9 protein-coding genes are annotated in these 13,686 nt (G+C 44.4%); 8 read left to right on the forward strand and 1 reads right to left on the reverse strand.

Annotation, left to right across the window (positions count from 1 at the left end):
• Window positions 1-888, forward strand: an 888-nt coding sequence (locus AB5Y61_RS06445) for an RIP metalloprotease (RefSeq protein ID WP_368403565.1), incomplete at its 5' end; no start/stop codon positions are given.
• A gap of 15 nt (window positions 889-903) precedes the next feature.
• Window positions 904-2,754, forward strand: coding sequence for a proline--tRNA ligase (locus AB5Y61_RS06450; protein WP_368403566.1), 1,851 nt, complete (start codon window positions 904-906; stop codon window positions 2,752-2,754).
• A 54-nt stretch (window positions 2,755-2,808) separates the two neighbouring features.
• Here AB5Y61_RS06450 and AB5Y61_RS06455 read toward each other — a convergent pair whose 3' ends face one another.
• Window positions 2,809-3,369 (reverse strand): hypothetical protein, encoded by a 561-nt coding sequence (locus tag AB5Y61_RS06455; RefSeq protein ID WP_368403567.1) that lies wholly within the window; start codon window positions 3,367-3,369, stop codon window positions 2,809-2,811.
• A 477-nt stretch (window positions 3,370-3,846) separates the two neighbouring features.
• On the opposite strand from AB5Y61_RS06455, the gene AB5Y61_RS06460 reads away from it, so the two are divergent.
• The 6 genes from AB5Y61_RS06460 (at window position 3,847) to essC (ending at window position 13,679) form a co-directional block, all read left to right on the forward strand.
• Window positions 3,847-4,134, forward strand: coding sequence for a WXG100 family type VII secretion target (locus AB5Y61_RS06460; RefSeq protein WP_368403568.1), 288 nt, complete (start codon window positions 3,847-3,849; stop codon window positions 4,132-4,134).
• Window positions 4,135-4,265: 131 nt separating this feature from the next.
• Entirely contained in the window at window positions 4,266-7,289 is a 3,024-nt protein-coding gene (esaA, locus tag AB5Y61_RS06465; RefSeq protein ID WP_368403569.1) for a type VII secretion protein EsaA, read from the forward strand.
• The gene (gene essA / locus AB5Y61_RS06470; protein ID WP_368403570.1) at window positions 7,286-7,741 is read left to right on the forward strand and encodes a type VII secretion protein EssA; all 456 of its coding nucleotides are present in this window, start codon (window positions 7,286-7,288) and stop codon (window positions 7,739-7,741) included. Before esaA ends, essA begins: the two co-directional genes overlap by 4 nt.
• Window positions 7,742-7,984, forward strand: coding sequence for an EsaB/YukD family protein (locus AB5Y61_RS06475; RefSeq protein WP_003013697.1), 243 nt, complete (start codon window positions 7,742-7,744; stop codon window positions 7,982-7,984).
• A gap of 1 nt (window position 7,985) precedes the next feature.
• The gene (gene essB, locus AB5Y61_RS06480; protein WP_368403571.1) at window positions 7,986-9,275 is read left to right on the forward strand and encodes a type VII secretion protein EssB; all 1,290 of its coding nucleotides are present in this window, start codon (window positions 7,986-7,988) and stop codon (window positions 9,273-9,275) included.
• A 3-nt stretch (window positions 9,276-9,278) separates the two neighbouring features.
• Complete coding sequence (gene essC, locus AB5Y61_RS06485) at window positions 9,279-13,679, forward strand: type VII secretion protein EssC (protein ID WP_368403572.1); 4,401 nt, start codon at window positions 9,279-9,281, stop codon at window positions 13,677-13,679.
• Window positions 13,680-13,686: the final 7 nt, after the last annotated feature.

Below are 13,686 nucleotides of genomic sequence, written 5' to 3' on the forward strand. Positions count from 1 at the left end.
GGCTTGGTTCTCGATGAGACAAAGACCTATAGTGTCGATCATGATGCGACTATTGTTGAGGAAGATGGGACAGAAGTGCGGATTGCACCGAGAGATGTTCAGTATCAGAATGCCAGCATTTGGGGACGATTAATCACCAACTTTGCGGGTCCTATGAACAACTTTATCCTCAGTATTGTTGTCTACTCACTTTTAGCCTTTATGCGCGGTGGTGCGATTGACTACTACAGCAACAACGTTCAGGTGGCACCCGATGGGGCGCTGGCTAAGGTCGGTGTCAAAAGCACTGTTCAGATCCTTCAAGTCAACAACGATACCGTTAGCAACTGGGATGAGTTGACAGATGCTGTCGAAAAAGCGACCAAGGACAGCAAGACGGCTCCTGAATTGACCCTGAAAGTCAAAACAGACGGCCAAGAAAAAGAAGTCAAAGTGAAGCCAACCAAGTCAGGGAATCGTTACTATCTGGGTGTGACAAATGGGATCAAGACAGGATTTGTGGATAAACTCTTGTCTGGTTTTACAGATACCTGGAATACAGCGACCCGGATCCTGGGAGCCCTGAAAGATATCATTTTCCACTTTAGTCTCAATAAACTGGGTGGCCCGGTCGCTATCTACAATGCCAGCTCACAAGCTGCTCAATTAGGGATTCCCGCAGTCTTATCACTCATGGCCATGCTCTCCATCAATATTGGGATCTTCAATCTAATCCCGATTCCGGCTTTAGATGGTGGGAAAATCTTGATCAATTTGATTGAGGTCGTCCGGAGAAAGCCACTGAAACAAGAAGTAGAAACCTATATGACGCTTGCAGGTGTAGCTGTAATGGTTATTTTGATGATTGCTGTCACCTGGAATGATATTATGAAATTATTTTTGAAATAGAAAAGGATATTGTCCATGAAACAAAGTAAAATGTTGATTCCAACGCTTCGCGAAATGCCAAGCGATGCTCAGGTCATTAGCCATGCTTTGATGTTGCGTGCAGGTTATGTTCGCCAAGTCTCAGCTGGTGTTTATTCTTATCTGCCATTAGCAAATCGAGTGATTGAAAAAGCAAAAGGCATCATGCGCCAAGAATTCGAAAAAATTGGAGCAGTAGAAATGCTGGCTCCGGCCCTTCTTAGTGCAGATCTTTGGCGTGAATCTGGCCGTTATGATACCTACGGTGAAGACTTGTACAAATTGAAAAATCGCGAAGGTTCTGACTTTATCTTGGGGCCAACCCACGAAGAAACTTTTACCGCTATTGTTCGTGACTCAGTCAAGTCATACAAGCAATTACCACTGAACTTGTACCAAATCCAGCCTAAATACCGTGATGAAAAACGTCCACGGAATGGACTTCTTCGTACGCGTGAATTCATCATGAAAGATGGTTATAGTTTCCACGCTAACTACGATAGTTTGGATGTAACCTATGATGAATACAAGGCAGCCTACGAGCGTATCTTCACTCGTAGTGGTTTGGACTTCAAAGCCATCATTGGTGACGGTGGAGCCATGGGTGGTAAAGATAGCCAAGAATTTATGGCCATCACCCCTACTCGAACAGACCTTGACCGTTGGGTGGTGTTAGACAAGTCGGTTGCGTCATTTGACGAGATTCCTGCAGAAGTGCAAGAAGAAATCAAGGCAGAATTGCTCAAATGGATGGTCTCTGGGGAAGATACCATTGCTTACTCAAGTGAATCAAGTTATGCTGCGAACTTGGAGATGGCTACCAATGAGTACAAGCCAAGCAACCGTGTCGTAGCGGAAGAAGAAGTAAAACGCGTGGAAACACCAGGTGTTAAATCCATTGATGAAGTGGTAGCTTTCTTGAATGTTCCAGAAGAAGCAACTATCAAGACTTTGGTTTACATTGCTGATGATGAACCTGTTGTAGCCCTTCTTGTTGGTAATGATCAGCTTAATGAAGTGAAGTTGAAAAACCATCTTGGAGCAGATTTCTTTGAACCTGCAACCGAAGTAGAAGTGAAAGAATTATTGGGAGCTGATTTTGGCTCTCTCGGTCCAGTAGATCTTCCTGAAAATGTTAAGATTATCGCAGACCGCAAGGTCCAAGACAGTCGCAATGCAGTGGTAGGTGCCAATGAAACAGGCTACCACTTGACAGGTGTCAACCCAGGACGTGACTTTACTGCAGAATACGTCGATATTCGTGAAGTTCGTGAAGGCGAGATCTCACCAGATGGGAAAGGAGTCTTGAACTTTGCGCGTGGGATCGAAATTGGCCACATCTTCAAACTTGGTACACGCTACTCAGCTAGCATGGGAGCAGATGTCTTGGACGAAAACGGTCGTGCGGTTCCAATCATCATGGGTTGCTACGGGATCGGTGTCAGCCGTCTTCTTTCAGCCGTTATGGAGCAACATGCACGCCTCTTTGTCAATAAGACTCCAAAAGGGGAATACCGTTACGCTTGGGGAATTAACTTCCCTAAAGAATTGGCGCCATTTGATGTGCATTTGATCCCAGTCAATGTCAAGGATGAAGCAAGCCTTGCTTTGACTAATCGGATCGAAGAAGCCTTGGTCAATAAAGGCTACGAAGTCTTGGTGGATGACCGAAATGAACGCGCTGGTGTCAAATTCAGCGATAGCGATTTGATTGGACTTCCAATCCGCGTAACCGTTGGGAAAAAAGCAGCTGAAGGCATCGTTGAAGTGAAAATCAAAGCGACAGGAGATACCATCGAAGTTCATGCGGACAATCTCCTTGAAACTCTTTCGATTTTGAATAAATAAGAAAAAGCTTTCTGAGATCTCACCAGTGTGGTGATGAAACTCAGGAAGCTCTTTTTATTTTTCTTCTTTGAGGCCTTGATCTTTGAAATAGGTAAAGAGATCTTGTGGTTTTCCATTGAGGTATTTCTTGAACTCGGCTGTTTCTTCCTCCCCTTGATCTCCGTAGATGGAAGCAAACTCATCTTTCTTGATTTTTGAGAAGTCAGCATGTAAGACCTTAGCATAGGATTGTTTATCTTTCGAAATTTGAATGCGGAAGCTAAGTCCAGGCTTGCCATTTAAGCTTTTATAGATATCGCTCTGTTCTAATTCTTCTTGGTAGATTTCCTTTAATTCGGAAAGATCCAAGTCTTGCAAATCTGAGGAAATGGGTTCAAAACTAAGAAAAGTAAAAGAGACAATTTCTTCTTTTTTGTAGCCGATTTGAATTTTGTTTTGATGGTGATCGTTAAGTTCTGTGGAGAAAGTTTTGGTTCGAACGTTCTCTTCTTTTTCTTTTTTTACTTGGGAAGTGCTTTGGCTAGATGTTGTTGAAGTTTTTCCTTTTTCTGCTTGGCCTTGGCTACATGCGGAGAGAGCTAGAAGGCAGAGAGAGGTCAATACTATTTTTTTCATAGAGACTCCTTATAAGTTAATGGTGTTCGATCTTGTATGAAACAAGCTCTAAACAGTTCTCATTATACCATAAAAGCTTAAAAAATGAAAAAATATACAAAAATCATCAAAAGTTGTATCTAAAAACACCTAAAATCAACAATTTTTATCTATGTGTTGAGTTAATATAGAAGGACAGAGTGTCTTCTTTTTTACCCGGAAATAATACTAGTTGGAGACTACTGAGACAAGGAATTTCAGAAAAATGTTACAGTTATATGACAAAATGTTACACTGCTGTAACAAAGTTACAATGTTTTATCAGTTAGCCCTTAAAACTTGACTTTCTTGCAATATTTCATTAAGATATTTTTAAGTAAATAATACAAATAGGGAGGGAAAGGTAAAATATACAGTTATCTGGCATTTTACTAATTCGTACTAAAACGTATTGTTTATGAAAAATATATAAGGGTATCAGCCCAAAAGGAGAAACATATGGCTCAAATTAAATTAACTCCAGAAGAACTACGTCAATCAGCACAACGCTATGCACAAGGTTCTCAAGAAATCGATCAAATCCTTAACACTTTGACTCATGAACAACAAGTCATCGACGCAAACTGGGATGGATCTGCATTTGATAGCTTTGAAGCACAATTCAACGAATTGTCTCCAAAAATCAAACAATTCGCTCAATTGTTGGAAGACATCAACGCTCAATTGATCAAAGTTGCTGATATCGTTGAACAAACTGACCAAGATATCGCTTCACAAATCCACTAAGATAGTCTTGGAGGTGATCTAACTTCTTGTAGGTAGATCACCCTTTTGTCTTTTGATATATAGAAAATAGGGGTTAGATTCTTAATTCCTAACCCCTATTTTGTATCTATGAATTAGAAAAAGGAAAAGGTATGGAAGTTAAAAATAAAAAATGGTTAAAATACATCGGTCAGAGTGCAGTTGTGCTCCTTTTGATGGGATCTGTAGTGGGTCTTTATACGACAGTTCAAAAGGACCAAAAGCAAAACGAAGCCAAGACTGTACAAACGACAGAAAACACAAAGCTTAACATTGCGGTTGTCAATGAAGATAAGGCAGTTAAGCTGAATGACAAAGAATACAACCTCGGTGCTAGCTATGTAAAGAATATCGAGCGGGATAATTCGCAAAACTGGTCTGTACTTCCTCGTGGAGCCGCTGAGTCGGGGCTTGCAGATGGCAAGTACCAGTTGATGATCGTCATTCCAAGTGACTTCTCAGAAAAGGTCTTGGAAGTGAATGCGGTTAATGCTGAGAAGACAACCGTTACTTATAAGGTTAATGCAGCTGGAAATTCTCAAGTTGAAAATGAGGCCACTAAGGTTGCCAAGAATATTGTTTCAGACTTGAATAGCCAACTGGTCGATATGTATATGGTCAGCATTTTGAGCAATCTTTATACAGCTCAAAAGAACGTAGAGACAAGCAATAAAATCCAATCGACCAACATTGGTTCTTACCGGAGTAACTTGTTGGATTCGGCTTTAGATTCTAAGAATATCTTCCCGAGTCTTTATAGCTTGTCTACCTCATCCGTTGAGTCCAACAATGCTCTGAAGACAGTTCTTGAGTCTTATACCCAGGCTTTTGATCAATTGACCCAATCTCAAGATCAGTACGGTCAAAATTTTGAGTTGCTGATTAAGCAACGTTCTGCGGATAAGATCAGCCATGAAGAATTCATGAACCAATTGATGGCTATGAATCAGTCTGTTGTCAGTGAAAAAACTCAGGACTTGTACAAGAGGTTGCAACAAAATCAAGAAGCGATTACCAAACAATTGAGTCAGCCGGCGGAGGGTGAAGGAGATCCTTCTGCTACGAAGACTTATGCAAGTTTGACTAAGGATGTGAATGATCGTGTGGCAGACCTCGAAAAAGGGATCAAGGCAGAACGTGACAAATTAGATGAGCACGAAAAGAACATCGAGTCTTCTGTAAAAGAGAAGATCCTTGACTACTATGGTCTAAAAGAAGGAGAAAAAGTCACCCTTCGTACCTTGATTGGGAAGACAAAAATCGAAACTATCAGCAAGGCTCGTAATAAAGCGGATGATGACATTCGTCAAGCAATTGAAAAACTTCCGTCTTTAGATCCAGCTAGTCTTAATCTGAATAAATATGGCAACCTCAATACAGCAATTCATTTTGATAGTGCTTTTGCTGGAACGAAGGCACAAGCAAAAGGGAATGCTGATGAATTAAAAACTTTGGCTGCAGAAGTGGATGCCAAAACAACTGCAGTTGCCGATGTCCTTAATGCTAAATCTGGAAAACAGAAGGTTAGCATCCAAGTACCAGCAGGAGTCAAGGTTGATACTTGGACCTATGATGGACATACTTATGCAGGTAGCGGCGAACAGGAAGTCGAACTGAAAGATGGCAAACAAATTCAAATTCACCTTGTTGAAGATGGAGGGACTATGCCAAGCGCGATTGATGTTGAAGTCCTTGTGAATGGAGTTTCCTCAACCAGTGTGACCGTATCTGCAGATGAATTGAAAACAGCTGTCGCTAACTATGCGTCGAAAGCCAGTGAAATCGCCTTGGATTATCAACGCGCAGGAGCATTGATCGATGCCTACTATCCAGAAGATGACAGCCATGTTCGTCATTCGCTCTATGATCCAATCGAGGATATGGATTTGACAAACGCTTTGGTCGACATCGTGAAGGCTGCTGTTTCAAGTAACATAAAGGACTACCGTAAGAGTATTGAAACGGATGAAACTGGGAATGCAACGAATAGTGTGAAAGCTAAGCTAGATGACACCCTCAAACAGTTGCAAGTCTTGGGGCCAGAATTACAGGCTAACCTTACAGCAATCGAAAATACCAACAAAGATCTAACCCAAAATATCAACGATCAATTGACGCAGTATGCAGAGCTTCAAAAACGCTTAGAGGCTATCTCAACTGCACAAGCAACCGTTACGGAAGCTCAAACCAAGACGGATGCAGACTTGTCTGCTCTTGGTTCTGAATACACTTCCTTATTGAGCTCGACAGAAGGTGTTAAGAGTTCATCTCGTAGCAATGTGGACGCTGCCAACTCTACCAATGAAATTTTTAGCCAATTGAACAAAGAATTGGAAAGAGCCCAAGGCAATACAGAGAAATTGTCTAGCAATGCAGAGAGCTTGATGGGTGAATTCGATAAGGAATTGTCTGAAAACGGGAATTTCGTCGAAGCCTTCCGTAAAGTCTTCAACAATGCCTATGAAAATGGAGTGCCAAATGAAGTATTGCTCGATTTCTTGTCAAATCCAGTTGCAGAGAAATCTACTTCTGTGAAAGCGACCATCAACGTCTACCGTCCATTTATCTGGATCTTTATGCTAGAAATCTTGAGCCTCTTTACAGCTTATCTCTTTGCGACTCAGCCAATCATCCGTAAGGTGAAAGATCGTTTCAAATTGAATCGCTTGCAAGAATCAGATCTCTTGTCTGTCGGTGTCCTTGTAGGACTTTCTCTCATCCTTGGACTGGTGATCGGAATGATTTCAAGTATTCAACTCTCTGTTGGTCGTGAATATGTACCTTCATGGGTATTCTTAGCGGTTCTAGCAAGTTTTGTCTTGGTACAACTGCAATACCTCCTCTTGAAACACTTCCGTGTGATTGGAATGGGACTGGCCTTCTTCATGTTGATCAGTTATGTTTACCTATCAAGCGCGATCGGAACGACCGCGACCTTGTCAGGCCTTCCAGCACTGGTGAAAAATGTCAACCTCCTTTCTATTTTAGAAGGACAGTTTGCGGGTTACTTTGATGGACAAACAGCCGGTATCGGCGTCTTCTTCGGATTGTTGGTCTTCTTCGGCCTTTTGGCTGTTGCCAATATCTTCATTCCAAAGAAGTTTACTCAAACAAAGGAAATTGAATCAAGCTTATGAAAAAAATGATGTATCTTCTCTTTGTCTTTAGTCTCTTGCCAGTAGTTGTTGTTTCTGCAGATGATTTTATTGATAATCGTCTGCAGGTCAACAACTCACGTTTGGAGACAGAAGAGGAAAAGACACTCGGGGGCCAATTGGATGCGACTGAGTCTCTTTTCAATGAGAAGGATCAGAAAAAATTAGCAGATGAAAAACGCAAGCAAGAGAAACAATTGACCGATTCAGACGGCCAGTTGTTTTCTGCTATAAAGGGAAAGAAAAAAACAGGGCCTGAAGCGGACCTGTTCCAGCCGGAAAATCAAAAATTATCTAAATTTGAGTCCAATGTGGAGGACAATTCGGCCAGTTTGTCGGATTTTATTCCAGCTTTGCAAATGCTGGCTTGGAGTGCCCTTCTCTTTGGGATTGCTGGCTATATTTCTTATCGAATCTATAGAAAAGAGGCCTAAATGGACCAACATATCAATGTTACCTTCCGTATGAATGGGGCAAGCCATGACCTCCGAATCCCAACGCGGATGGAGGTGCGACGCTTGATTCGGGAATTGGATCAGATCTTTGGGTCTGCCATGGAGCCTAGAAGCAAGTATCAGTTGCGCGTGGTAAATAAAGGCATCTTGCTGGATGAAGGCAAGGTGGTACAAGAGTATCCGATCACGAGTGGTGATCTAATCGAGATTGAGGAGTGGTAAGGTGAAAGAAGAACAATTTACACTGGAAGAACAAGTCTTCCGTTTTGAAAAAGAAGAAACGAGCTGGCGACTGGACCTCAAGCGTTCAGAAGTGGATAGCCAGGATTTACGCAATTTATGGATTTTGGATCTCCATCATCCCCTGTTTTTAGAGCAAAGCATGACGGCCGATCAAGACCAGATTCATCTGACCTATCAGACAGATGCGCTGGGCTTGAGTCCAGAAGAAATCAAAGAATTACCAGTTTCAGACCGTCTGCGTCTAGCCATCAATGTCTTGGATTTGGCGCCAGCATTGGAGCTTCCAGTGACCTTTATGTTGCATCCCGTCAATTTGTTTGTGACCAAGGATGCACAAGTTAAGATTGCTTACCGCGGGGTTCCGGGAATGATGGTACCACGCAAGTGGGATCAGGTTGAATTTTTGCGCCAGGCTAAGTGCTATGCCGTTACTCTTTTTGGTGACTGGGACTTCATGGAGCTCTATCAAGGGACGCTTGAATTAGAAGATCTGCCAGATTTCTTGGTAGAAATCCGTGATGCCACTAGCTTAGAAGAGATGAAAGCTCTCTTAGAAAAAGCCTATCAAGAGCGTAAGGAAGAGGAAGAAAAGACCTTGACTTTGGTTTCAAGCCGTCAACACCGAATCTTTAAGTTGGCAACCGTATGGCTTTCCGCTGTAGTGGCCCTCTTACTTTTGCCTTTGATCTATTTGGTCTTTTTCCAAGCACCCTTTAAAGAAAAGTTGCTTCAAGCGGATACAGCCTATCTCAAGGTAGACTACACCGGTGTGATCGATGAGTTGGAGGGAGTAGCTCCAAGCAGTCTTCCAACGACGCAGAAATATGAGTTGGCGACCTCTTATTTGCAGGGCTTGAATTTCTCAGAGGACCAAAAGAAGGTCATCCTCAACAACGTCACGCTCAAGTCAGACAGTCTCTATCTTCACTACTGGATCTATATCGGCCGTCATGACTTTACCCAAGCCTTGGATACAGCCAAGCGGATCGACGATTCAGACTTGATCATCTATGCCCTTCGCAAAGAAATCAAGGCGACACGTGATAGCGAAAAACTCTCTGGTGAACAACGCGAGAAGAAACTCTCTGAGCTAGAGGGCGAATACAAGAAATACTGGGATGCTCGCTCTGAACTCTTGGAAGCAGAGAAGGATGAAACCAAAGCTTCAACCAGCAGTTCGACAACAGCTTCGTCTACAGAAGGCTCCTCAACAGAAAGCTCGTCTTCTACAACAGCAAGCTCAACTGAATCTAGCGAACACAAGGAGTAGTCTATGAAAAAACATATCATACTCTATAAAAAAGGTTTTCGCTATGAGCTAGCGCTAGAAGAGGGGAAAACAGCGACCGTATCGAATCAAGAAACAGCTCAGTTGACCATTTCTTCGCAAGAAAATCCCCTTCATTTCCAATGGAGTCAAGGAGAAGTCTTCTACCAATATGGGGAAGACAAGGGCGTGCTAGAAAATAGCAAGATCCTTGGAGATGTGGTCTGCTACTTGGCGACAGGGGAAGTCCATACCTATGAGCTGCTCGACAAGGAAGAGATCCTGGTAGCAGATGAACAAGGTGCGGATGTGCACGTGCATTATCCAGTGCGCTTTCTCCTTGTGAAAAAAGACCAGATCTGGACTTGCCAGCTCTTATCTGGAAAACTCTACCATAACCACAAACTCGTTACTGAAGCGACTGTTCCACTAGCTTTTGGAGATGAGCTGGCAATTGGAGATGTGACCTTTAAGCTCTACCCGGAAGAATTTGGCGTGGAAGGATCGGTCGAAGTGAGTCCTTATCTGGTGCCGCGCTTGCATTCGCGTTACGACTTTTACAAGGACTATCCAGAGTACCACCGGTCTCCGCGGATCATCTACCGGAGTTCGGAAGACAAGATCCTGATCAATCCTCCGGGTGCGGAGCCCCAAAAACCATCCGATGAACTCTTGAAGTTGATCATGCCACCCCTCATCATGGTTGGGGTGACCCTCTTGATCACCATTTTCCAACCGCGGGGGCTCTATATCATCGCGACGGTATCCATGTCTGTGGTTAGTGTCATCTTTTCGGTACAAGGATTTTTCAAGAATCGTAAGAAATACAAAGAAGATAAGAAAGAGCGGGTGGAGCTCTACCATCTCTATCTCAAGGACAAGGCTAAGGACTTGGAACAGCTCTCTCGGAAACAGCGAGAAGGCATGTTTTACCATTTCCCAGCCATCGAAGACTTGACCAAGATGGTCAAACGCTATGACTCGCGGATCTACGAAAAAACACCGCTTCATTTTGACTTTTTGGCCTATCGTTTGGGCTTGGGCAAGGTTCCAACCAGCTATGAGCTCAAATATGGTCAGGAAGAACGCAGTGGGAAGAAAGATGCCTTGGAAGAAGAAGGCTATGCCCTTTTCCAAGCGCATCAAAAGATCGACAATCTTCCGATTGTAGCCAGCCTTAATCGGGGACCCGTAGGCTATGTCGGCCCTCGTCCCATCGTGCTCGAGCAGTTGCAACTCCTCGTTGCTCAATTGGCAGTCTTTCACTCTTACCATGATCTGACCATTATTCCGATCATTCCAGAAGAGGAAAAAGAAAGCTGGGATTGGATGCGCTGGTTACCTCATGCGACCTTGCAAGACATGAATGTCCGTAGCTTTGTCTACAATCAGCGGACACGCGATCAGGTCTTGAACAGTCTCAACCAAATCCTCAAGCTCCGCAAGGCGCAAAAAGAGGAAGAAAAAGCTAATGATACCAAGATCTTCCACCCTCACTATGTGGTCCTCATCACCGATGAAACCTTGATTTTGGACCATGTCATCATGGAGTTCTTCCGTGAGGATCCGACAGAGCTCGGCTGCTCCATCATCTATGTGGCAGACGTGCTCTCATCTCTTTCTGAAAATATCCAAACCGTTATCTCTATCAAGGACCGCAACCAAGGGCAATTGCTCCTGCAAGAAGGGGTCCTTCGGGAGCTTGACTTCCAATTGGATCACTTCCCTGAAGGTTATGACAAGGAAGCCATCTCGCGTGGCCTTGCCCCTCTTAAGCATATCCAACAGCTTAAGAGCTCGATTCCGGACTCGGTAACTTTCCTTGAAATGTACCAAGCGGAAACGTTCAATGACCTCAAGGTCTTGAGTCGTTGGGAGAGCCATGCTCCTTACCAAAGTTTGGCCGTGCCGATTGGTCTGCGCGGTAAGGACGATTTGGTATATCTCAATCTCCATGAAAAAGCTCATGGACCACACGGTTTGATCGCAGGGACAACCGGTTCTGGTAAGTCTGAAACCATTCAGTCTTATATCTTGAGCCTTGCTGTCAACTTCCACCCACACGATGTGGCTTTCCTCCTCATCGACTACAAGGGTGGGGGAATGGCCAATCTCTTCAAGGATCTGCCTCATTTGCTTGGGACCATCACCAACTTGGATGGTGCCCAGTCCATGCGGGCCCTATCCTCTATTAATGCGGAGATCCATCGTCGGGAGCGGCTCTTTGGTCAATATGGGGTCAACCATATCAATCAATACCAAAAGAAATTTAAACTCGGTGAAGCGACCGAACCGCTTCCTCACCTCTTCTTGATCAGTGACGAGTTTGCCGAACTCAAGGTCAACCAACCAGACTTCATCAAGGAATTGGTCTCTATCGCGCGTGTCGGACGTTCCCTCGGGGTACACCTGATCCTTGCGACGCAAAAACCTTCTGGGGTCGTGGATGACCAGATCTGGTCCAACTCCCGCTTCAAGCTAGCCCTCAAGGTGGCAGACCGTGGCGACTCCATGGAGATGCTGCGGACGGCAGATGCGGCTGAGATCACCCAGACCGGTCGTGCCTACCTTCAAGTCGGCAACAACGAAGTCTATGAACTCTTCCAAACCGCTTGGTCAGGAGCAGACTACCAGCCTGAGAAAGACCAGCTAGGAATCGAAGACCATACCATTTACTTGATCAATGAACTGGGCCAATACGAAGTTCTCAACCAAGACCTTTCTGGTCTGGATATGGCAGAAGAAATCAAGGAAGTACCGACAGAGCTGGATGTTATCGTGCAGGAAATCAACCACTTGCACCAAGAAGAAGGCATCGCAGCTGTCGCTCAACCATGGTTGCCACCCCTCAAAGAGCGGATCACGCTGGATGAGTTGGACAAGGTCGTGCCGATCGAGGCTTGGCAAAAACGGACAGCTCCAAGCGTCCTGATCGGGGTCGCCGATATCCCACAAGCGCAAAAACAAGAAGCTGTCGCTATCGATCTGTCAAAAGATGGGAATATCCTCCTTTACGGAAGTCCAGGTACAGGAAAGACCACTTTCCTTCAGACAGCCGCAATGGATCTGGCTCGCAAGCAGAGCCCAGAAAATCTGACCATGTACCTGCTGGATTTCGGAACCAATGGTCTAGCACCCTTGAGCCAATTGCCACATGTGGCCGATAGCCTCTTGCTCGATCAGACGGAAAAAATCCAGAAATTCATCCGGATCATCAACCGCGAGTTGGATCGCAGGAAGAAGCTCCTCTCTGAGCATGGTGTCGGCACCATCGCCCTCTACCGTGAAGTGACCGGTAAGCAAGAGCCAACCATGGTCATCTTGATGGATAGCTACGAGTCGATGAAGGACGAGCCTTATGAGACAGACCTCTTCAAGCTCTTCATGCGGATCTCTCGTGAAGGTCTCAGCATCGGTGTGCACCTGATCATCACAGCTAGCCGTCAGAACAACCTACGGGCTCAGCTCTATTCAAACTTCAAGCACCAGTTGACCTTGCCACAAAATGATATCTCTGAAGTCCGCGGTATCGTGGGAGCAACCCCACTGGCGTCTACGATGGAAGATATCAAGGGACGCGCCCTCATGAAGCGTGACGAAGTCGATGTCGTCCAGTTCGCCCTACCTGTCGCAGGAGAAAACGATATCCAAATCATCAACAACCTCCGCGACCAAGTCCAAAGCCTTAAAGAGATGTGGACAGGCCACACCCCAGCAGGCATCCCAATGGTGCCAGATGAGTTGACAGAAGCAGCCTTCTATGGACGTGAGGATGTAGCAACTTTGCTGGATGAAGGAAAAGTACCACTCGGATTGGATCTGGAAACAGTTGAACCGGTGACATGGGATCTCAAGAAAGGCAACCTTCTCTATCTGACAGACAAGGAAGAGCAGATGACACAATTCGTCAAACAAGTTGCTCGTAGTAAGCAAAAGGTGATTGTGTTGGCGCCAACTTACAATGAATTGCCAGAGATGGAAGGTGTGACGATTCTCTCTACGAAGGAAGACTATGTAGCTGGAATCAAGAAAATGGAAGAAAATATCCAATTGAGATTGGAACAGCAGAAATCGCAACATGAAGCAACGATTGTGCTATACAATCAACTAGAACTTATGAATGATCTAAGTATGGATCTTCAATCTAGTCTGAACTATGTCCTTGAAAAAGGGGCGCGTGCAGGCTATGCTACAGTAGCTATGAGTGGTAGTCAGTTGAATCGAAAAATTGACGAAGTATCAAAATCTATCAAACTCTATAAACAAGCGATCGTGGCCATGCGGATTACAGATCAAAGTGTCCTAAATGTTATCAATCGACCAGTCCGTGAAGAACCACTTGATAGCCAAGTGAACTACTATGTAGAAGATGGATTTGTAAGAAAAGTGAAAGTATTAATGAAATAGAAGGGGA

The organism is Streptococcus parasanguinis, from assembly GCF_040908565.1.
Lineage (GTDB): Bacteria > Bacillota > Bacilli > Lactobacillales > Streptococcaceae > Streptococcus > Streptococcus parasanguinis_AC.